The organism is Saccharopolyspora ipomoeae (assembly GCF_029952525.1).
Classification (GTDB): Bacteria; Actinomycetota; Actinomycetes; order Mycobacteriales; family Pseudonocardiaceae; genus Saccharopolyspora; species Saccharopolyspora ipomoeae.
Genome location: NZ_JASAOF010000007.1, coordinates 158987 through 179793, shown reverse-complemented (window position 1 = coordinate 179793; position 20807 = coordinate 158987). Strand labels below are relative to the sequence as shown.

Annotated in this window: 19 protein-coding genes; 7 read left to right on the top strand and 12 right to left on the bottom strand. The window is 69.7% G+C overall.

The genetic code is table 11. The features are described 5' to 3' along the window. Positions 1-82 precede the first annotated feature (82 nt). Entirely contained in the window at positions 83-1057 is a 975-nt protein-coding gene (locus tag QFW96_RS14300; RefSeq protein WP_281456180.1) for a TerC/Alx family metal homeostasis membrane protein, read from the top strand. 75 nt (positions 1058-1132) lie between these two features. On the opposite strand, the gene QFW96_RS14295 is transcribed toward QFW96_RS14300, so the two are convergent. Next, on the bottom strand, positions 1133-1789 hold the full coding sequence (locus QFW96_RS14295) for an RES family NAD+ phosphorylase (protein WP_281456111.1): 657 nt from the start codon (positions 1787-1789) through the stop codon (positions 1133-1135). A 37-nt stretch (positions 1790-1826) separates the two neighbouring features. Then, positions 1827-2411 (bottom strand): DNA-binding protein, encoded by a 585-nt coding sequence (locus tag QFW96_RS14290; RefSeq protein ID WP_281456110.1) that lies wholly within the window; start codon positions 2409-2411, stop codon positions 1827-1829. A gap of 268 nt (positions 2412-2679) precedes the next feature. Here QFW96_RS14290 and QFW96_RS14285 point away from each other — a divergent pair, with 268 nt between their 5' ends. From QFW96_RS14285 to QFW96_RS14265, 5 genes are all read left to right on the top strand, one after another. After that, on the top strand, positions 2680-4350 hold the full coding sequence (locus QFW96_RS14285) for a class I adenylate-forming enzyme family protein (RefSeq protein WP_425524760.1): 1671 nt from the start codon (positions 2680-2682) through the stop codon (positions 4348-4350). 17 nt (positions 4351-4367) lie between these two features. Continuing rightward, positions 4368-5120 (top strand): SDR family oxidoreductase, encoded by a 753-nt coding sequence (locus tag QFW96_RS14280; protein WP_281456108.1) that lies wholly within the window; start codon positions 4368-4370, stop codon positions 5118-5120. Between the two features lies 1 nt (position 5121). After that, positions 5122-5898 (top strand): SDR family oxidoreductase, encoded by a 777-nt coding sequence (locus QFW96_RS14275; protein WP_281456107.1) that lies wholly within the window; start codon positions 5122-5124, stop codon positions 5896-5898. A gap of 32 nt (positions 5899-5930) precedes the next feature. Continuing rightward, positions 5931-6548: a TetR/AcrR family transcriptional regulator gene (locus QFW96_RS14270; RefSeq protein ID WP_281456106.1), complete on the top strand. Its 618-nt coding sequence runs from the start codon at positions 5931-5933 to the stop codon at positions 6546-6548. Positions 6549-6643: 95 nt separating this feature from the next. Next, positions 6644-8200 (top strand): AbgT family transporter, encoded by a 1557-nt coding sequence (locus QFW96_RS14265; protein ID WP_281456105.1) that lies wholly within the window; start codon positions 6644-6646, stop codon positions 8198-8200. Between the two features lie 327 nt (positions 8201-8527). On the opposite strand, the gene QFW96_RS14260 is transcribed toward QFW96_RS14265, so the two are convergent. The 7 genes from QFW96_RS14260 to QFW96_RS14230 all read right to left on the bottom strand — a co-directional run bounded on the left by QFW96_RS14260 (position 8528) and on the right by QFW96_RS14230 (position 15150). Further along, positions 8528-8980: a MaoC family dehydratase gene (locus QFW96_RS14260; RefSeq protein ID WP_281456104.1), complete on the bottom strand. Its 453-nt coding sequence runs from the start codon at positions 8978-8980 to the stop codon at positions 8528-8530. After that, the gene (locus QFW96_RS14255) at positions 8977-10074 is read right to left on the bottom strand and encodes an acyl-CoA dehydrogenase family protein (RefSeq protein ID WP_281456103.1); all 1098 of its coding nucleotides are present in this window, start codon (positions 10072-10074) and stop codon (positions 8977-8979) included. The genes QFW96_RS14260 and QFW96_RS14255 overlap by 4 nt, the downstream gene beginning before the upstream one ends. Beyond that, positions 10071-11249 (bottom strand): acyl-CoA dehydrogenase family protein, encoded by a 1179-nt coding sequence (locus tag QFW96_RS14250; RefSeq protein ID WP_281456179.1) that lies wholly within the window; start codon positions 11247-11249, stop codon positions 10071-10073. Before QFW96_RS14250 ends, QFW96_RS14255 begins: the two co-directional genes overlap by 4 nt. A gap of 5 nt (positions 11250-11254) precedes the next feature. Further along, positions 11255-12010, bottom strand: coding sequence for a 3-oxoacyl-ACP reductase FabG (gene fabG / locus QFW96_RS14245; RefSeq protein WP_281456102.1), 756 nt, complete (start codon positions 12008-12010; stop codon positions 11255-11257). A 204-nt stretch (positions 12011-12214) separates the two neighbouring features. After that, the gene (locus QFW96_RS14240) at positions 12215-13432 is read right to left on the bottom strand and encodes an acyl-CoA dehydrogenase family protein (RefSeq protein WP_281456101.1); all 1218 of its coding nucleotides are present in this window, start codon (positions 13430-13432) and stop codon (positions 12215-12217) included. A gap of 3 nt (positions 13433-13435) precedes the next feature. Beyond that, positions 13436-14473: a phosphotransferase family protein gene (locus QFW96_RS14235; RefSeq protein ID WP_425524759.1), complete on the bottom strand. Its 1038-nt coding sequence runs from the start codon at positions 14471-14473 to the stop codon at positions 13436-13438. Continuing rightward, positions 14470-15150, bottom strand: coding sequence for an HAD family hydrolase (locus QFW96_RS14230; protein WP_281456100.1), 681 nt, complete (start codon positions 15148-15150; stop codon positions 14470-14472). The genes QFW96_RS14235 and QFW96_RS14230 overlap by 4 nt, the downstream gene beginning before the upstream one ends. A 349-nt stretch (positions 15151-15499) precedes the next feature. Between QFW96_RS14230 and QFW96_RS14225 the strand changes: the two genes are divergently transcribed. Continuing rightward, entirely contained in the window at positions 15500-16135 is a 636-nt protein-coding gene (locus tag QFW96_RS14225; RefSeq protein WP_281456099.1) for a cyclase, read from the top strand. Between the two features lie 33 nt (positions 16136-16168). On the opposite strand, the gene QFW96_RS14220 is transcribed toward QFW96_RS14225, so the two are convergent. The 3 genes from QFW96_RS14220 to QFW96_RS14210 form a co-directional block, all read right to left on the bottom strand. After that, positions 16169-17308 carry a benzoate/H(+) symporter BenE family transporter gene (locus tag QFW96_RS14220; RefSeq protein WP_281456098.1) on the bottom strand — a complete coding sequence of 380 codons (1140 nt, stop codon included), beginning with the start codon at positions 17306-17308 and terminating at the stop codon, positions 16169-16171. A 230-nt stretch (positions 17309-17538) separates the two neighbouring features. Further along, positions 17539-19092: a GMC family oxidoreductase gene (locus QFW96_RS14215; protein ID WP_281456097.1), complete on the bottom strand. Its 1554-nt coding sequence runs from the start codon at positions 19090-19092 to the stop codon at positions 17539-17541. An 18-nt stretch (positions 19093-19110) separates the two neighbouring features. Then, the gene (locus QFW96_RS14210) at positions 19111-20658 is read right to left on the bottom strand and encodes an APC family permease (protein ID WP_281456096.1); all 1548 of its coding nucleotides are present in this window, start codon (positions 20656-20658) and stop codon (positions 19111-19113) included. Positions 20659-20807 lie beyond the last annotated feature (149 nt).

The window sequence follows — 20807 nt, the reverse complement described above, 5'->3', positions numbered from 1 at the left end:
GTTCGCCCTGAACCGGAGGTGATTGATGGGTGCCGACCTGATGCTGCGCGCGGCTCAAGCCCAGCAGCAAGCAGTCGACACGATGCACGTGCATTGGTGGGTGTGGGCAGCGACCCTGGGCGGACTCGCCCTGCTCCTGCTGCTCGACCTGGTGATCGTCGACCGCAAACCGCACGAGGTGACCACCGCTGAGGCGGCCAAGTGGGTCACCTTCTACATCGCCTGCGCGGTCCTGTTCGGCATCGGTGTCTGGATCTTCGGCGACCAGCACTTCGCCATCGAGTTCTTCACCGGTTACATCACCGAGTACTCGTTGAGCGTGGACAACCTGTTCATCTTCATGGTGATCATGTCCAGCTTCGCGGTGCCGTCGATCCACCAGCACAGGGTGCTGCTGATCGGCATCCTGCTTGCGCTGCTGATGCGCGGCATCTTCATCGCCGTCGGCGCCGCTCTGATCGCCCAGTTCGTGTGGATCTTCTTCATCTTCGGCGGCTTCCTGATCTGGACCGCGGTCAGCATGGTCCGCAAGAAGGACGAGGAAGAGGAGTACAAGGAGAACGCGGTCGTCCGCTGGGTTCGCAAGGTGTTCCCGGTGACCGACGACTACCACGAGGCCAAGTCCTCGGTGAAGATCGACGGCAAGCGGTACCTGACGCCGATGTTCGTGGTCATCGTGGCCATCGGCAGCGCCGACCTGCTGTTCGCCGTGGACTCGATCCCGGCGATCTTCGGCATCACCCAGGACCCGTTCCTGGTGTTCACCGCCAACGCGTTCGCGCTGATGGGCCTGCGGCAGCTGTACTTCCTGCTCGGCGGCCTGGTGGACAAGCTGGTGTACCTGTCGGTCGGCCTGGCGGTCATCCTCGGCTTCATCGGCCTGAAGCTGATCCTGCACGCGTTCCACGAGTACCACCTGGTGCCGGAGTGGGCGGAGATCAACAACTGGATGTCGCTGACCTTCATCGTGCTGACCCTGGCGATCACCACCTGGGCCAGCCTCGCCAAGTCCAAGCGGGACGAAGCGGCAGCGGAAGCCGAAGCCAACAAGAGCTGACACCTGGCACGAGAAGTCCCCTCCGGATCCGTCCGGAGGGGACTTCTCACGTCCGCGGGTCGACGAGCGGGGCGGTCAGTCGAGGAGGGTGTAGCTGAGCTCCTGGCAGACCCTGCCGAGGGGGACGTCGAGACCCGGGTGGCTGAGGGGGAGGAGGACGTCCGGGGTGTCCGGGAGGGCCGTGTCCGCTGGTGGGTCCCAGAGGCAGACCGAGGGTTGGCCCGAGTCCATCGCGGAGCGGTACCAGAGGCCGTCGAGTTCCGGGTAGGACGCCCTGATGGCTCGGGCCCAGGCCTGGGTGCGGGATTTGGGGCCGCTGCTGATGGCTTGTGAAGCGCCGGCTCGGGTGGGCCAGAGACCCGTGAGGTCGAGCAGGCGGAGCGTCCGGCGTGGACGGAACAGGACCAGGTGCGGGCTGCGGGTTCGGCGGTCCACTGTGGACGTCGCTTGGTAGACCTCGGCGATGCAGGTCTGGACCGAGAGCGAGAAGTAGAGGACCCCGTGCTCGCGGGTGATCGTCGGCCCGCCCTGCGAGTTGGGCAGGTGCGGGTCGAAGCGGGCGTGCGGCAGCGGCCCCGCGTAGCGGAAGCTGTTCCACTGCTGCGGGTGCGTGCCGCCGGAGGTGAACACGCGCGCGAGCCTGGTGCCCGCGGGTACTGCGATCACGTCCTCCGCGCGGCGGAGGATCGCCTGCAGCGCTGCAGGAGCAGGCGGCTGGGGGAGCCGTGCCAAGGTGTGTCCGTCCCGGTGGTGGTCGCGGTGGGGCTGGTCAGGCTGGGGTGCCGATGGCGGCCGCGAGCTCGGCGACCCGCTGCGGGTCGCCCCCTGCCAGCAGCCACTCCCGCGGGCTCACCGGTCTGTCGTGGATCTCCAGGTCTTCCTGCGGCGTGGTCATGAAGTTGGCCAGCACGAGCGCGGGCTGGTCGGCGGGCATCCAGGCCAGGACGACGTCCAGACCGGGCAGCACGTCGGAGTCGCCGAACTGCCACGCGGGCAGCCGCCAGCCGCCGCGGTCCTTCCAGCCGATCAGGCGTCGTTCGCCGATGCGGTGGCGGATGCGGCTGGTGTCGACGCCGATGCGGGCGGCGGCCTGCCCGACCGACAGCGCGGTGTCGCGCAGGACGGTCTGCTCGGCGACGGTGCGCGCGCGGGGGTCGGCCTCGTCCGCGTCCAGCGGGCGCAGGTCGAGGCCGGCGCCGGTGAGGGCGTCGCGCTCCGCTCCGGTGAAGTGCGCGGCTGGGTCGACCTGCGGCGAGGTGAGCTTCTTGGCTGCGTCCTCGACGAGGGTGAGGAACTCGTTGGCGGTGACCTTCAAACCGGCCCGGGCCAACACGGTCTCCAGCGCGGCTGACATGACTCCAGGATACCGCAGAGCGCACGAAATGCGTGCGCGAACGTGCGCCGGTGCACCGCGTACTCACCGCGTGCAGTACTGCCGTTGCAGATGGTGACGACGAGGTTGCTCTGACCGGATTCACCCCGGTGCGGCGTCCGTGTCCTCGATCGCCCGGCAGGCGGGATCGGCCGACTGCGAAGTGTCGGCGAATCGCCTCTTGACGGGGGCGCCGATGGATCGTTGACTGGACGTACCGACTGGTCGGTCTCACTGTGGAGGTGGCGTGTTGGGCAGCCCGTACGACGAACGACCGTGGCTGGATCTCTACGAAGGCGATCTCCCGTCCGAGATCCGGCCGCGGCACGCCACCATGGTCGAGCTCTTCGCCGACGCGGTCCGCGCGAATCCCGACGGACTCGCCCTGACCTACTTCGACGGGCGGCTGACCTTCGCCGAGCTCGACGACCTCAGCAACGGACTCGCCCGCCACCTCGCCGACAGCGGCGTGGCCCCCGGCGACCGGGTCGCGGTCTACCTGCAGAACGTCCCGCAGTTCGCCATCGCCGTGCTCGCCGGCTGGAAGGCCGGGGCCATCGTCGTCCCGCTCAACCCGATGTACCGGACGCACGAGCTCACCAAGATCCTCGGCGACTCCCGGCCCGAGGCCGTGATCTCCTCCGAGCAGGGCTGGCACGACGTCGTCGGCGGCGTCGCCACCGCGCTGGAGATCGACATCGCCATCACCACCAGCGAGCTCGACCTGCAGACCCGGTACGACCCGCGGCTGTTCTCCCGGTCCGAGCGCCGCCCCGCGGCCGGGACCGTCGACCTGCTCGCCGTGGCCCGCGCGCGCTCCGGCGAACGCCCGCCGGAGATCTCGCCGCAGGCCTCCGACATCGCGCTGCTCGTCTACACCTCCGGCACCAGCGGAGTCCCCAAGGGCGCCACCAACACCCACGGCAACGTCGTGTTCAACGCCGAGGGCACCGCGCTGCGGCTGGACGAGGACACCCCGGGCGGGATCTTCGCGCTCGCGCCGCTGTTCCACATCACCGGCCTGGTCGTGCAGTTCGCCGCCGCGCTGGCCGCCGGGCGCCAGCTCGACCTCGCCTACCGCTTCGAGCCCGGTGTCGTGCTCGACGCCCTCGCCGAGCACCGCCCCGCGTTCATGGTCGGCCCGTCCACCGCCTACATGGCGCTGATGAACCACGCCGAGGTCACGCCCGAGCACTTCGCCTCGCTGAAGATGGTGCACTCCGGCGGTGCGCCGCTGCCCTCGGCGGTCGTGGAGTCCTTCCGCGAGCGCTTCGGCCTCTACATCCGCAACGGCTACGGCCTCACCGAGACCACCGCGACCGCCACCTCCGTGCCGCTGGGCAAGGAGGCCCCGGTCGACGCCGCCTCCGGCACCCTCGCCGTCGGCGTGCCCACCTACAACACCGTGCTGCGCGTCGTCGACGAGGACGGCGCCGACCTGCCCGTCGGCGAGGTCGGTGAGATCGTCATCGAGGGGCCGATGGTGGTCCCCGCCTACTGGAACAAGCCCGACGAGACCGCCGCGAGCATCCGCGACGGCCGGTTGCACACCGGCGACGTGGGGTTCATGGACGAGCAGGGCTGGTTCTACGTGGTGGACCGGAAGAAGGACATGATCAACGCCTCGGGGTTCAAGGTCTGGCCGCGCGAGGTCGAGGACGTCCTGTACGGGCACCCCGCGGTGCGCGAAGCCGCCGTCGTCGGCGTGCCCGACGCCTACCGCGGCGAGACCGTGAAGGCATTCATCAGCCTGACCCGCGACAGCTCCGCCACCGGCGAGGAGCTCGTCGAGCACTGCAAGCGGCAGCTCGCCGCCTACAAGTACCCGCGGAGCGTCGAGATCCTCGACGAGCTCCCGAAGACCGCGACCGGCAAGATCCTGCGCCGACAGCTGCGCGACGCGGCGCGAGCCGGCGAGTGACACGGAAGGAAGAAGCATTGAGCAAGCGTTTCGACGGACGAGTGGCGATCGTGACCGGTGCCAGCCGGGGAATCGGGCTGGCCATCGCCGAGCGCCTGGTCGCCGAGGGCGCCAAGGTCACCATCACCGCCCGCAAGCCGGAACCGCTGGCCGAGGCAGTGGAGGGCCTGGGCGAGGAGAACGCGCTGGGCATCGCGGGCAAGGCCGACGACCTCGACCACCAGGCCGAGGTCGTCGCCAAGACCCAGGAGGCCTTCGGCCGGGTCGACGTGCTGGTCAACAACACCGGCATCAACCCCGCCTTCGGCCCGATGATCGACCTCGACCACGGGGTCGCGTCCAAGACCTTCCAGGTCAACGTGCTGGCCGCGCTGTCGTGGACCCAGCAGGTGTTCCGGGCCGGGATGGCCGAGCACGGCGGTTCGGTGCTCAACGTGTGCTCGGTGGCCGGCCTCAACCCCGCGCCCGGCATCGGCTTCTACGGCGCGACCAAGGCGATGCTCGCGCACATGACCCAGGAGCTCGCGGTCGAGCTCGCGCCGAAGGTGCGGGTCAACGCGATCGCCCCGGCCGTGGTCAAGACGAAGTTCGCCACCGCCCTCTACGCCGACAACGAGGCCGAGGTGGCCTCCGGATACCCGTTGGGGCGCTTGGGGATTCCCTCCGACATCTCCGGTGCGGCGGCGTTCCTGCTCTCCGAGGAAGCCTCCTGGATCACCGGTCAGATCCTGGTCCTCGACGGCGGTTCGACCCTGAAGGGCGGTATGTGACGTGGAGTTCGCCGATTCGGTCGTGATCATCACCGGTGCCGGCAACGGCATCGGGGCCGCGATGGCCCGCAAGTTCGCCGCGCTCGGCGCGAGAACCGTTCTGGCGGACCTCGATTCGGCCGCGGTGAGCTCGGTCGCCGACGAGGTCGGCGGCCTCGCGGTGCCCGGTGACGTCGCGAGCGAGCAGGGCGTGACCGCGCTCGTCGAGGCCGCGATGGCCGAGCACGGCCGGATCGACGTGTTCTGCGCCAACGCCGGCATCGGCCGCAACGGCGGCCCGGAGGCCGACGAGGACGCCTGGGCCGCCTCGTGGGAGGTCAACGTGATGTCCCACGTGCGCGCGGCCCGGGCGGTGCTGCCGCACTGGCTGGAGCGCGGGAAGGGGCACTTCCTCGGCACGGCCTCGGCGGCGGGCCTGCTCACCATGCTCGGCTCCGCGCCGTACTCGGTGACCAAGCACGCCGCGGTCGCCTTCGCCGAGTACCTCTCCATCACCTACGCGGACAAGGGCATCACCGCGCAGGCGCTGTGCCCGCAGGGCGTGCGGACCCAGCTGCTGGAGGCCACCGGCGAGACCGGCCAGATCCTCATGGGCGCCACCGCCATCGAGGCCACCGACGTGGCCGAGGTGGTCGCCGAGAAGCTGGGCGGCGACGAGTTCCTGATCCTGCCGCACCCCGAGGTCGCCGACTACTACGCGTTGCGCGCAGCCCAGCCCGAGCGCTGGCAGAGCGGCATGCGCAAGCTGCAGCGCAAGGTCGAAGAACGACCCGTCTAGGCTTGTGGGAACGCATCGACGAGGGAGGAACGATGGCGCGGTCGGCCAACGCACGCACGTCCACCGCTGCGGAGGCGGGCACCGAACCGGTGCCGCAGCGATTGCTGGCCGTAGCCACCCGGCTGTTCGCCGAGCAGGGCTTCGAAGCCACCTCGGTGCAGCAGATCGTCGATGCGGCGGGCGTCACCAAGGGCGCGATGTACCACTACTTCGGCTCCAAGGACGACCTGCTCTACGAGATCTACGCCCGGGTGCTGCGCGATCAGCAGGCGCGGCTGGACAGCGCGGCCGAGAGCGATTCCCCCGTCCAGGAGCGGCTGCACGCGGCCGCGTCGGACGTCGTGGCCACCACGGCGGCCAACCTGGAGGACACGATCATCTTCTTCCGGTCGATGCACCTGCTGCACCCCGACAAGCAAGCCGAGGTGCGCGCCGAGCGGCGCCGCTACCACGAGCGGGTGCGCGGGCTGATCGAGGAGGGGCAGACCAGCGGGGTGTTCCGCACCGACAAGCAGGCGGACCTGGTGGTGGACTTCTTCTTCGGCGCGGTGCACCACCTCGGCACCTGGTTCCGCGAGGACGGCAAGCTCACCGGTGAGGAGGTCGGCGAGCACTTCGCCGATCTCCTCATCGACTCGCTGCGGCCCTAGTTTCCGTCCTGTTTCGTTCCGGCGCCGGGGCTTGTGGCGTCGGAGCCGGAGCGGTTGGCTACCGCTGGCATGTCACCGGCCGGCGGGAGTGACCCGTGAGCGAGACCCAATCGGCGCGCACGTCGCGCCTGGACCGAGCGCTCAACCTGATCGAGCGGATCGGCAACAGGCTCCCCGAACCGTTCATCCTGTTCGGACTGCTGTTCCTGGTCGTGGCCGTGGTGTCCACGGCGATCGCGGCGTTCGGCGTCAGCGTGACCATCCCCGGTGCCGAGAAGGCGACGCCGATCCGCGGCGCGTTCACCGGTGAGGGACTGGAGTTCCTGTTCACGAAGATGGCGGAGAACTTCATCGGGTTCCCGCCGCTGGAGACCGTCGTCACGATCATGCTCGCGGTCGGCCTCGCCGAGCGCACCGGTCTGCTGACGGCGCTGATCAGGGCCTTCTTCGGCAGCGCGCGCGGCTCGGTGCTGCCCTACGCGGTGGGCCTGGTCGGGGTCAGCGCGAGCGTGATGGCCGACTCGGCGATGATCATCATCCCGCCGCTGGCGGCGCTGGTGTTCAAGGCCGCCGGCCGGCACCCCGTCGCGGGCCTGCTGGGCGGGTTCGCCGCGACCGGCGCCGGGTACTCGACGTCGATCGTCGTGACCAGCCTGGACGCGCTGTTCTCCGGGATCAGCAACAAGGTGGCCGAGACGCTGCCGGAGCCGGGAACGCTGGTCACGCCGGTGTCGAACTACTACTTCAACGCGGTCTCGGCGGTCCTGCTGGGGTTGCTGGCCGGGTTCCTCATCGACCGGCTCATCGAGCCCCGCCTGGTCCGCGGCGGTGTGCCCCGCGAGGCCGCCGACGGGGAGCAGGACACCGATCTCCAGGTCGCGCTCGAACCGTCCGAGCGGCGGGGGCTCGTGCGGGCCGGGGTGGCGTTCCTGCTCGCGACGGCGCTGGTGCTGCTGCTGGTGTTCTGGCCGGGCTCGCCGCTGGCCAACTCCGACGGCGGGTTCCTGCCGGACTCGCCGCTGATGGACTCGGTGACCACGCTGATCTTCCTCGGCTTCGCGATCCCGGCCATCGCCTACGGCGCGCAGGCCGGGTCGATCACGCGGGCCGCCGACGTGCCGCGGCTGATGGCGCTGGCGCTGCGCGACCTGACCGGGTTCCTGGTGCTGGCGTTCATGCTGGGGCAGTTCATCGCGCTGTTCAACTGGACGAATCTCGGTTCGCTGGTGGCGGTTTCGGGTGCCGACCTGCTGCAGTCGCTGAACCTGGACGGCTATCCGGCGTTCCTCGGGTTCATGCTGCTGGCGTCGCTGCTGAACCTGTTCATCATCTCCGGGTCGAGCCTGTGGACGCTGATGGCGGCGGTGTTCGTGCCGATGTTCGCGCTGCTGGGGTTCGAGCCCGGTTTCGCGCAGGCGGCGTTCCGCGTCGGCGACTCCGCCACGCAGATCATGACACCCCTGAACCCCTACATGATCATCATCCTGGGCTACCTCCGCCGCTACGAGCCCGACGCGGGCATCGGCACCCTGGTCGCCCGGATGGTTCCCTTCGTCGTCCCGTTCTGGCTCCTCTGGGCCCTGGTCATGACGATCTTCTACTTCTTCGACCTGCCATTGGGACCGGGCATGGGCATCCACATCCACCCATGACGAACGACACCACAACAGTCCGCACCGGAGGCGATAGGGGGACGCAGTTTTCATGAAAACCTCCCCTGAGTGAGGTTCCCAGAGGAGGGGCAGTTTTCATGAGAACTGCCCCTCGGGGACGACGACCGGAGTACTGGAGTTTTCGGTGAAACTCCTGGTGGGGAGGTTGTGGGGTGGTGAGGTTTTCATGAAAACCTCCCGTTGGGAACGAATTCCGGGGTGGGGAAGTTTTCATGAAAACTTCCCCACCCCGGAATGTGGAGTGGTGTCTGGTTGTGGAGGTGGGGGTGAGGTTTCAGCTGAAACCTCAGCACCGCCTGGTGCGGCTCAGAGGAGGACGCGGGAGAGGAACTCCGCCACGCAGGCGGGCTTTTCGGCGCCCTCGATCTCGACCACGGCCTTGACCGCGAGCTGCAGGCCGCCTTCGATCTCGGTGACGTCGATGAGCTGCGTCGTCGAGCGGACTCGGGCGCCGACCGGGACCGGCGACGGGAAGCGGACCTTGTTGAGCCCGTAGTTGATGCCCATCTTGACGTTGTCGACCCGGAAGGTCTCCGAGTTCAGCTTGGGCAGCAGGCTCAGCGTCAGGAAGCCGTGGGCGATCGGACCGCCGAACGGGCCCGACTCGGCCTTCTCGACGTCGACGTGGATCCACTGGTGGTCGTGGGTGGCGTCGGCGAAGGTGTTGACCTGCTCCTGGGTGATGGTCAGCCACTCGCTGGTGCCCAGCTCCTGGCCCTTGGCGGCCAGGATCTCTTCCTTGCTGGCGAAAACCTTCATGCGCTTCCTCCGGGAAGGTCGACGAGTTCGGCGATCCGGGCCCGGTGGACCTCGGCGATGCCGAAGGTGAGCTGCGAGCTCTTCGCGCGCCCCAGGTACAGGTGCGCCGGGTGCTCCCAGGTCATGCCGATGCCGCCGTGCAGCTGCAGGTGCTCCTCGGCGGCGCGGACCACGAGGTCGGAGACGTAGGCCTGGGCCAGCGCCACCGCCAGCTCCTCCTCGCTGCCCGAGGCCAGCGCGTCGGAGGCGTTGCGGGACACCGCCCGCGCCATGCTGATCTTGGTCCACAGGTCGGCCAGCCGGTGCTTGATCGCCTGGAACGACCCGATCTGCCTGCCGAACTGGTAGCGGGTCTTGCCGTACTCGACGGTGGTGTCCAGGCAGTGCTGGGCGAGTCCGACCTGCTCGGCGGCCAGCGTCCCGGCCGCCGTGACCAGCGCCCGGCGCACGGCGGCCTCGGCCTCCGCGCCGGAGGCGATGCGCTGACCGGGCGTGCCGTCGAGCTCCAGCGTGCCGAAGCGGCGGGTCAGGTCCAGCGGAGTGGTCGGCGTGCGCGTGGCCGCCGCGGCCTCCACCAGGTACAGCGCCGACCCGTCGGCGTCGACGGCCGGGACCACCACGTGGTCGGCGACCTCCAGGTCCACCACGGCCGACACCCGGCCGGTCAGCGCCGAGCTCTCGGCCTTGACCGCCTGCGGGAACGGCGCGTGCGGAGCGGTGGTGAGACCGACCGCGAGCGTGCCCACCTGCGAGCCGTCGACCAGCTGCGGCAGCACGGTCCGCTCGCGGCAGCCCACCAGCGCGGCGGTGGCCAGCACCGTGCTCAGGAACGGGACCGGGGCGACGGCGCGGCCGATCTCCTCGGCCACCACCGACAGCTCCCGCGCCGTGGCACCGGCACCGCCCAGCTCCTCGGGCACGAGCAGGCCCGCCAGGCCCATCTCCCCGGCCAGCGAGCGCCACAGGTCCAGGTCGTAGGGTTCGTCGGTCTCCACGCGGGCCAGGACGGCCGTCCAGTCGCAGCGGTCCCGCAGCACCCGGCGCACGCCGGAGCGCAGGTCCTCCTCGACCTCGGTGTAGAGCAGGTCCGTCATCGCGGCAGCTCCTTCCACGGCTTGTCCTTGTCGGTGCGGATCTCCGGCGGCAGGCCGAGGACCCGCTCGGCGATGATGTTGCGGAGGACTTCCGTCGTGCCGCCCTCGATCGTGTTGCCCTTGGCCCGCAGGTAGCGGAAACCGGCGCCCCGCTTGGTGAAGTCGGTGAACTCCGGCTGGCGGAACGTCCAGTCGTCGTAGGCCAGCCCTTCCTCGCCGAGGAGCTCCAGCTGGTAGCCGGTGAGCCGCTGGTTGAGCTCGGCGAAGGCCGACTTGATCGCCGACCCCTCCGGCCCCGGCTCGCCGACGGCCATCTGCTGGCGCAGCCGGATGCTGGTCAGGCGCACCGCCTCGGCCTCCACCCACAGCTCCAGAAGCCGGTCGTGCAGGCCGGGAGTGCGCTTGTCCGGGTGCTCGCGCCACTGCTCGGCGGCGGCGCCGATCAGGCCGCTCTCGCGCGGGGGCGTGCGGCCGCCGATGGCGACGCGCTCGTTCATCAGCGTGCCCAGCGCCACCGACCAGCCCTGGCCGACCTCGCCGAGCCGCTGCGAGTCGGGGATGCGCACCCCGGTCAGGAAGACCTCGTTGAACTCGGCCTCACCGGTGATCTGCCGCAGCGGGCGGACTTCCACGCCCGGCGCGGTCATGTCGCAGATGAAGTAGGTCAGTCCCTTGTGCTTGGGCCGGTCCGGGTCGGACCGGGTCACCAGGATCGCCCAGCGAGCCTGGTGCGCCAGTGACGTCCAGACCTTCTGCCCGTCCACGACCCACTCTTCGCCGTCCTCGACGGCGCGCGTGGACAGCGCCGCGAGGTCCGAACCCGCGCCCGGTTCGCTGAAGAGCTGGCACCAGATCTCCTCGCCGGTCCACAGCGGACGGAGGTAGCGGCGGCGCTGCTCGTCGTTGCCGAACTTCAGGATCGTCGGCGCGGCCATGCCCAGGCCGATGACGTTCAGGTGCGGCTGGTTGTCGGGTGCGCCCGCCTCGGCGAACGCGGCGTCGACGTCGGCCTGCAGCTCGCGGGCCGCGCCCAGTCCGCCCAGCCCCTCCGGGAAGTGCACCCACGCCAGCCCGGCGTCGAACCGGGCGCGCAGGAACTCCAGCCGGTCGGTGCTCTTCGGGTCGTGCGCGGCCAGGAACTCCTCGACCCGGCCGCGCAGCTCGGTGGCGTCCACGCCGCTCACGCCTTCGGTCCGCCGGCCACGTAGATGACCTGGCCGGAGACGAAACCGGAGCGCTCGTCGGCGAAGAACGAGACGGTGTTGGCGATGTCCTCGGGCGCGCCCGCGCGCCCCACCGGAATCTGCGAGATCGCGGCGGTGGTGAAGTCCTCGAAGGACATGCCGACGCGCTCGGCGGTCGCCTTGGTCATGTCGGTGGCGATGAAGCCCGGGGCGATGGCGTTGGCGGTGATGCCGAACTTGCCCAGCTCGATCGCCAGGGTCTTGGTCAGGCCCTGCAGACCGGCCTTGGCGGTGGAGTAGTTGGCCTGGCCGCGGTTGCCCAGCGCCGAGGTCGACGACAGGTTGACGATGCGGCCCCACTTGGCCTCGACCATGTGCTTCTGGACCGCGCGGGCCATCAGGAACGAGCCGCGCAGGTGCACGCTCATGACGGTGTCCCAGTCGTCCTCGGACATCTTGAACAGCATGTTGTCGCGCAGCACGCCCGCGTTGTTGACCAGCACGGTCGGGGCGCCCAGCTCGGAGGCGATCCGGTCGACGGCGGCCTGCACCTGCTCGGCGTCGGCGACGTTGGCCCCCACGGCCAGCGCCTTGCCCCCACCGGCCTCGATCGCCGAGACCGTCTCGGCGCACTGCTTCTCGTCAAGGTCGATGACGCCGACGGCGAACCCGTCTTCGGCCAGCCTCTTCGCGGTGGCGGCGCCGATCCCGCGAGCGGCACCGGTGACGATCGCGACACGACTCTCAGCCATGGACAACTCCTCGCTGCTCTGTTCCTCAGTCACGGTCCCGACCGCGGTGACCGGAATACCGGAGTAATCCGGTCACCGATTACGGCGGTAATCCGTGTCGGACGCGGAATACCGCCGTAATCCGCGTCCGGAATACCGCAGTAATCGGGTCACCGCCCGGGGTCGGGGGGTTCGTAGGGGTAAACGGGGGAGAGGGGTGGTGGGTTACTTCTGCTGGTACTTGCGGAGTTCGCGGCGGGCCAGGGAGCGGCGGTGGACCTCGTCCGGGCCGTCGACGATGTGCAGGGTCCGGGCGTGGGCGTAGAGCGCGGCCAGCGGGAACTCCTGCGAGACGCCTCCGCCGCCGTGGGCCTGGATGGCGCGGTCGATGACCCAGGTGGTCATCTCCGGGACGGCGACCTTGATCGCCTGGATCTCGGTGTGCGCGCCCTGGTTGCCGACGGTGTCCATCAGCCACGCGGTCTTGAGCACCAGCAGCCGGGCCTGCTCGATCTTGACGCGGGACTCGGCGATCCAGTGCTGCACCACGCCCTGCTCGGCCAGCGGCTTGCCGAACGCGACGCGCTCGGTGGTGCGCCGGCACATCAGCTCCAGCGCCCGCTCGGCCATGCCGATCGCGCGCATGCAGTGGTGGATGCGGCCCGGACCGAGCCGCGCCTGGGCGATGGCGAAGCCCTCGCCCTCACCGGAGATGACGTTCTCGACCGGCACGCGCACGTCGTTGAACACGACCTCGGCGTGGCCGCCGTGGTCGGCGTCGTCGTAGCCGAAGACGTGCATGCTGCGCTTGATCTCGACACCGGGGGTGTCCTTGGGCACCAGCACCTGGCTCTGCTGGCGGTGCCGCTCGGCGTCCGGGTCGGTCTTGCCCATCACGATGAGGATCTTGGCGCGCGGGCTCATCGCCCCGGAGGAGAACCACTTCCGGCCGTTGATGACGTAGTGGTCGCCGTCGCGGGTGATCCGGGTGCCGATGTTGGTGGCGTCGGAGGAGGCCACGTCGGGCTCGGTCATGCAGAACGCCGAGCGGATCTCGCCGTCGAGCAGCGGCTGCAGCCACTGCTTGCGCTGCGCCTCGGTGCCGAACTGGGCCAGCACCTCCATGTTCCCGGTGTCCGGCGCCGCGCAGTTGGTGGCCTCCGGCGCGAGAGCCCCGGAGCGGCCCATGATCTCGCACAGCGGCGCGTACTGGAGGTTCGTCAGCCCCGCGCCGTGCTCACCGGGCAGGAAGAGGTTCCACAGGCCGCGCCTCTTGGCCTCGGCCTTGAGCTCCTCCATGATCGGCGGCTGCGCGGACCAGCGGTCGGGGGCCTCGTCGAGCTGCTGGTGGAACACCGGCTCGGCGGGGTAGATGTGGGAGTCCATGAAGTCCAGCAGCTCGCCCTGCAGCTGCTGGGTCTTGGCGTCGAACGCGAAATCCATCTGTCATGCCTCCTTGAGGGTCGCCAGACCCTGCGCGACGAGCGGAGCCACCAGGCCGCCGACGTGCTCGAAGCCCTCGCCGACGGTCTGGTTCTGGATGAAGCGGAAGTGGATGCCTTCGAGGATCACCGCGATCTTGAAGTAGCCGAAGGCCAGGTACCAGTTCAGATCGGACAGGTCGAGCGGGCTGCGCTCGGCGTAGCGCGCGAAGAGCTGCTCGGCGCTGGGGAACCCGTACTCCGGGCCGACTCCCTTGGCGATCGGGTTGTTGTCCAGGCCGCTGAAGCCCTCCCAGTACACGGCCAGCAGGCCGAGGTCGGTGAGCGGGTCGCCGATGGTGGCCATCTCCCAGTCGAGGACGGCCTTGATCTGCTGGTCGTCGCCGACGATGACGTTGTCCAGCCGGTAGTCGCCGTGCACGATGCCCACGGGTCCGCCGGACGGGACCGAGGCTGCCAGCTGCTGCGAGAGGGCGTCGATGCCCTCGACCTCGCGGCTGTGCGAGGCCTTGAGCTGCTTGGTCCAGCGCCGCACCTGGCGCTCCAGGAAGCCCTCCGGGCGGCCGAACTCGGCCAGCCCGACCGAGGCCGGGTCGATGGCGTGCAGGTCGGCCAGCACGTCCATGAGCTGGTAGGACAGCTCCTGGCGCTGGTGCTCGGTGAGCGCCTCGCTCTGCTCGGGCGAGCGGTAGACGGCGCCGGGCACGTACTCCATGACGTAGAACGGGGCGCCGAGGACTTCGTCGTCCTGGCACAGCAGCTCGACCTTCGGCACGGGCACGGCGGTGCCTGCCAGGGCGGAGAGCATCCGGTGCTCGCGGCCCATGTCGTGGGCGGTGGCCAGCACGTGCCCGAGCGGCGGGCGGCGCACGACCCACTGCCGGGTGCCGTCGCCGACGATGTAGGTCAGGTTCGAGCGGCCGCCCTGCACCAGCTCACCGGTGAGCTCGCCGGTGACCAGACCGGGCATCTCGACGTCGAGGTAGGCCCGCAGCCGGTGCAGGTCGAGTCCGGGCAGCTCGTCGGGCTCTGGTGCGTTCACCTGATCTCCTCTTGCGGTACGGATCCGGCGGGCAGCAGCTCCGCCAGCCGGGTTCGGGTGTCGGCCGGGCCGGTGTGCAGCACGGCGTGCATGCCCAGTTCGCGGGCGGCGTCGACGTTGGGCGCGCCGTCGTCGACGAAGGCGGTCTGCTCGGCGTCGAGGCCGAGCGCGTCCAGGCTCATCCGGTAGATGCGCGGGTCGGGTTTGCGCAGGCCGACCTCGCCGGAGAGGACGGTGGAGTCGAACAGCCCGGCCAGCTGCTCCCACGGGTAGGCGTCGATGTTCCCCCAGCTGTTGGACAGCAGTGCGGTGCGGATCCCGCGTTCCCGCAGGTCCCGCACCAGCGTCAGCATGGCCGGTTCCGGCCGCATCCGCCCGAAGAGCCGTCCGAGCAGGTCGCCGGGGGCCACGGGCTGGTCGTCGAGGGTGCGCAGGCGGGCGGCCATCGCCTCGTTGAAGCCGTCGGCGTCGAGCTCACCGGTTTCGAGCAGGTGCACGGGCGTGCCCGCGGGCGCGTTGCGCGACAGCCACTCCTTGAGCGTCGCGGAGAACAGCTCCGGTCGGATGCGCTCCTCGGTCAGCCAGGCGTTGATCGAGTCGCGGGTGGGTGTGGTGAGCACACCTCCGTAGTCGAAGACGACCGCGCGCACGGTCGGGTTGACGGCACTGGAACCCATGAACTGGACCGTACCGACTAGACGGTATGTCGCGCTAGCCCCAGTTCGGGCCTCCGGCCGGTGTCAAGATGCCCGGGTGATGTCGGGGTCGCCCGATCGGCCGCCGGGTGCTCACACCGCGTGCCCCCGCGTCCGGTTCGCCCGGATCGGTCGCGTGGACGAGGTGCGGTGGTGCTCGTCGGGACGGCGGTTGCGCGGCCCCGTTCGGCCGAGCGCGGTGACGGTGGGTCAAAGGTGGTAACTCCGGCAAAAACGTCGTCGTTGACCGGGCTTTTAACCCGTCGGTAGGTTTCGAATCCGCCGCGCGGCCAGCACTTTTCGAAGTCCCCCGATCGTGCAGGAGAGGCCAATGAAGTCCGTCCTCAGTGGAAAGCGGGCCGCCATCGCGGCCGCCTTCGCCGCCGGTGCGGCGCTCGCCGTGGTCCCGCAGGCCGCGGCCGCGCCCTTCGACGTCAACTTCGACTGCTCCGGTGACTCGCCGCTCGGCGCGCAGCAGTTCAGCCTGCAGCAGAGCACCGACGTCACCGCGCCCGAGACCGTCGCCCCCGGAGCCGCCTTCGACGTCGTCGTCGACCCGGCCGTCAACACCATCCCGGGCGAGGTCAACGGCAACACCGTCAAGGAGGTCGGCGGCTTCGACCTGAAGATCCCGATCCCGGCCAACTCCACCTACGTCTCGGCCGACCTGGCGGGCGGCTCCGGCCTGGGCAACACCCCGCCGACCATCAACGTCGAGAACGGCGTGGCCACGCTGCACCTCGACGGCCCGATCGCCGGGGGCAGCGAGTTCGAGCTCCCCACCATCACCGTGCACCTCACCGCCGGTGAGTCCGGCACGATCGAGACCAAGCTGGCGGGCAGCAGCTACGAGGACCCGGGCCTGACCTTCACCGCCGTGGTGTCCTCGGTGGTCGGCGACGTCGACGTCCCGTCGGCGTGCTTCCCCAACCCGAACCCGACCCTGACCACGACCACCATCGGCTGACCCGGGGAGCGGCGGGGGCGACGTCCCCGCCGCTCACCTGCGGGTGATCAGGTGCGCGACGACGCCCGCCACCAGGCCCCAGAAGACCGAGGCGATGCCGAAGGCCGTGATGCCGGAGGCGGTGACCAGGAACGCGATCAGCGCGGCGGTCCGGCCCTCGGCCTCGGAGGTGGCCTTGGCCAGCGAGCCGCCGATGGTGTCGAGCAGGCCGATCCCGGCCAGCGCGGCGATCAGCGCGGCCGGGAACGCGGCGATCAGGCTCGCCAGCGTCGCCCCGAACACCGCGATGAGCAGGTACAGCGCACCCGAGGTGATCGCGGCCTTGTAGCGCTGCGCCGGGTCCTCGTGGGCCTCCTCGCCCATCGCCAGGGCGGCGGTGATCGCCGCGAGGTTGATCCCGAAGCAGCCCAGCGGGGCCAGCAGCGCGTTCGCCAACCCGGTCCAGGACAGCACCGGGGAGATCGGCGTGGTGTAGCCGTGGGCCCGCAGCGTGACGACGCCGGGCAGGTTCTGCGAGGTCATGGTGATCACGAACAGCGGGATCGCGATGCCGACCACCGAGTGCACCGAGAACTCCGGCCACGTCCACACCGGTGTCGCCAGGGCCAGGTCGACGTCCCCGGCCCGCAGGGTCCCGGCCAGCGCCGTGCCGGCCACGCCGAGCACCAGCGCGACCAGCACCGCGTAGCGCGGCACGAACCGCTTGGCCAGCAGGTACCCGGCCAGCATCGCCGCGACCAGCGCGAACTGCTCGCGCATCGTGGTGAACAGGTCGAGGCCGAAGCGCAGCAGCACCCCGCCGAGCAGCGCGGCGGCGATCGCGGGCGGGATGAGGTTCACCGCCCGCTCGAACAGCCCGGTCGCGCCCACCAGCAGCGCCAGCACCGCGGCCAGCAGGAACGCGCCGACGGCCTCCGGCATCGACAGCCCGTGGCCGCTGGCGGCCAGCAGCGCCGCGCCCGGCGTCGACCAGGCCAGCACGATCGGCGCGCGGGTGCGCAGCGACAGCGCGATCGAGACGACGCCGATCCCGATGCCCAGCGCGAAGATCCACGACGAGATCTCGGCGGGCGAGGCTCCCAGCGTCCGCGCGGCTTCGAAGACGATGGCCGCCGAGCTCACCACGCCCACGAGCGTCGTGATGAACCCGGAGACCAGAGTGGAGGCAGGCACGGCTCGCACCCGCTGATCTGACTGCACGACCCCGTCCGTTCTCTCGGCGAACGACCACGATCGCATCGCGATCGCCCGCTGCGGGACGGAGTGTGGCCAGGAAGACGAAAACCCCTCCGGGACGGGGGACCGGAGGGGGTCTCATCACCGAACCCCGGACGCGTTCGGGGTTCGGGGTTCGCGGGCGGGTGTCCTCGACGGGGAGGGCACCCGCCCGTCACGGGGTCGGCTCAGGCGTTGTCCTGCTTGAGCATGTCCGAGCACTTCTCGCCGATGGCCATGGTGGTGATGTTGGGGTTGACCGCCACCAGGAACGGCATCACCGAGGCGTCGGCGACGCGCAGGCCCTGCACGCCCTTGACCCGCAGCCGCGGGTCCAGCGGCTTCGAGTCGTCGTCGACGGCGCCCATCTTCACCGAACCCGCCGGGTGGTAGACGGTGTTGTGGGTGCGCTTGATGTAGTCGGCGATCTCGTCGTCGGTCTGCACGTCCTTGCCCGGGAAGAGCTCCTCGCCGGCCCACTCCTGCATCGCCGACTGCGCGACGATCTTGCGGGCCAGCTTGATGCCCTCGGTCATGACGCGCATGTCGTGGCCGTCCGGGTCGGTGAAGTACTTCGGGTCCACCTTGGCCTTGTCCCGGAAGTCCTTGCTGCGCAACCGGACCGTGCCGGTCGAGCGGGCGCGGGTGACGTTCGGGGTCAGGCAGAAGGAGTTCTCCGAGGTCGGGTAGCCCTGCCGCACGGTGTGCATGTCGAAGGGCACCGAACCGTAGTGGAACATCAGGTCGGGCCGGTCCAGCCCCTCCTCGGTCCGGGTGAAGATGCCGATCTCCCACCACTGGGTGGAGTCCTCCACCATCGGCTTCTTGGCCTCCCAGCTGATCACGCCCTCGGGGTGGTCCTCCAGGGTGGAGCCGACGCCGGGGGAGTCGACCAGCACGTCGATGCCGAACTCGCGCAGGTGCTCGGCCGGGCCGATGCCGGAGAGCATCAGCAGCTTCGGCGTGTCGATCGCACCGGTGGAGAGCACGACCTCCTTGCGCGCGGTGATCGTCTTGGAGTGGATCAGGTCGTCGCTGAGGTACTCCACACCGGTGGCGCGGGTGCCGTCGAAGGTGACCTTCTTGGCCCAGGCGTTGGTGCGGATCTCGAGGTTCGGCCGGTCCATGATCGGGTGCAGGTAGGACACCGACGACGAGGAGCGGGTGCCGTCCTGCTTGGCGTTGATCTGGAACCAGTTGGCGCCGTGGGTGACCGTCCTGCCCGAGTTGAACTCGGTGGTCGGGATGCCCTGCTGCTCGCAGGCCTCCAGCAGCGCCGCGCCGGTCGGGTCCTTCGGCGGGACCGAGCGGATGGTCACCGGGCCGGAGCGGCCGTGGTGCTCACCCGGTCCGTCGTTGGTCTCCAGCCGCTTGTACAGCGGGAACACGTCTTTCGAGCCCCAGCCGGGCAGGCCCATCGACTCCCACTCGTCGAGGTCCTCGGCCGGAGCCCAGAACGCGATGCAGGAGTTGTGCGAGGAGCAGCCGCCGAGCACCCGGGCGCGGGCGTGGCGCATGAAGGAGTTGCCGTTCTCCTGCGGCTCGATGAGGTAGTCCCAGTCGTAGCCGGACTCCAGCAGCGCCATCCACTTCTTGAGCTCGAGGACGTTGCTGTCGCCGACGTCGGACGGGCCGGCTTCGAGCAGGCACACGGTGGTGTCGGGGTCCTCCGACAGCCGGGCCGCGACCGCCGCACCGGCGCTGCCGCCGCCCACCACGACGTAGTCGAACTGATCGGTCATGGTCATTCCTTTCAGAACTCAGACGAGGGACGTGTTCTCGTCGCCCGCGGTGTCCTGTTCGGACGCCGCGTGGTCGGCGAGCACACCCACCTTGTGCCGCTGGACGAACCAGTAGTAGGCGAAACCGCCCACGGCCGCGATGCCGACGAACAGCACCGAGCTGTACTGCAGGTACCAGTGGTACGGCGGTTCTGCGTTGTAGACGTCCTTGCGGGGCCACGCGAGGTTGATCGACATGCCCAGACCCCACAGCACGGCCAGGACGTTGACGGGCAGGCCGAACTTGCCGAGGCTGAACCGGCCCTCCTCCTTGACCGGCTTCCACTTCCCGCGCAGGCGCGCGACCAGCATCGGGACGGTCACCAGCAGGTAGGAGATGTAGATGAGGATGATCGCCAGCGAGGTGATGGCGGTGAAGATCTGCGGCTGACCGATGTTGACCAGCAGCAGCACGACGGCCACCACGCCGATGAACACCGCGGGGGCGACCGGGGTCTGGAAGCGCGGGCTCACCCGGGCCAGCAGCTTGCCCGCGGGCAGCGCGTTGTCGCGGGCCATGGCGAACATGATGCGGATCGCGGCGGTGTGCACGGCCAGCACGCAGACGGTGATCGCCACGAAGATCGCCAGCAGGAACAGCCGGCCGACGAACGGGCCGAGCGCGTCGCTGAGCACGAACTGCAGACCGGACTCGGCGAGCTCCGGGGCGCTGAAGTCGCGGGTGGCCATCATGCCGAACAGCAGGATCAGGCCGCCCAGCACGAACGAGGCGATCAGCGCGCGCAGGATGGCGCGCGGGGCGTTCTTGTGCGGGTCGATCGACTCCTCGCCGAGGGACGCGGCGGTGTCGAAGCCGTACATGACGTAGGACGAGGCGATCCCGGCGACGAGGAAGGCGCTCAGGTAGCTGCCGCCGTAGGCCGCTTCGGTGCCGTTGGTGTCGAGGATGACCGTCGGCGGGTTCACCACGACCAGCGCCAGCGCGATGATCAGCAGCACCGCGGCCGCGAGCTCGATGAACACGCCGGTGGAGTTGATCTGCGCCATCAGCTTGACGCCGTAGGCGTTGACCAGCGTGGTGAACAGGATCAGCACCAGGGCCAGCAGCACCGCGTTGACCGCGGAGTCGGTGGCGTCGGAGCCGTCACCGACGAGCTGGAAACCGGACCAGATCTGCGGCAGCGTGTTCTGGTAGGCCAGCGCCGTGGCCGAGATCGACACGATCGAGGCCAGCAGCATCATCCAGCCCGCCAACCAGCCGACGTGCGGGCCGCCCAGCTTCTTGGCCCAGTTGTAGATGGAACCGGCGATCGGGTACCGCGATGCCAGCTCGGCGAAACTCAACGCCACCAGCAACTGCCCGAGGAACACGATCGGCCAGGACCACACGTAGGCGGGTCCGCCGAAGCCGATGCCGAAGTACGAGAGTTGGAAGGCGCCGGTGAGCACCGAGATGTAGCTGATGCCCGCGGCGAAGGTGTGGAAGCTGCCGAGGCTTCTCTTCAACTTGTTGGTGTAGCCGAACTCGTTGAGCCCGGCGTCGTGATTGGTGGTGGGCGCGCTCATGCCCCGAACTCCTTCCCCGGCCGACCCCTCCCGCCGGGAGGCAGGAGCGACGACGCGGGTTGGTTGTTTGCTAGCGCGAAATCCCTCGTCCCACAATGCTTTTGCGGGCGGTGCGGCGGAACGCTGTCCGCCGCACCGAACACAGGATT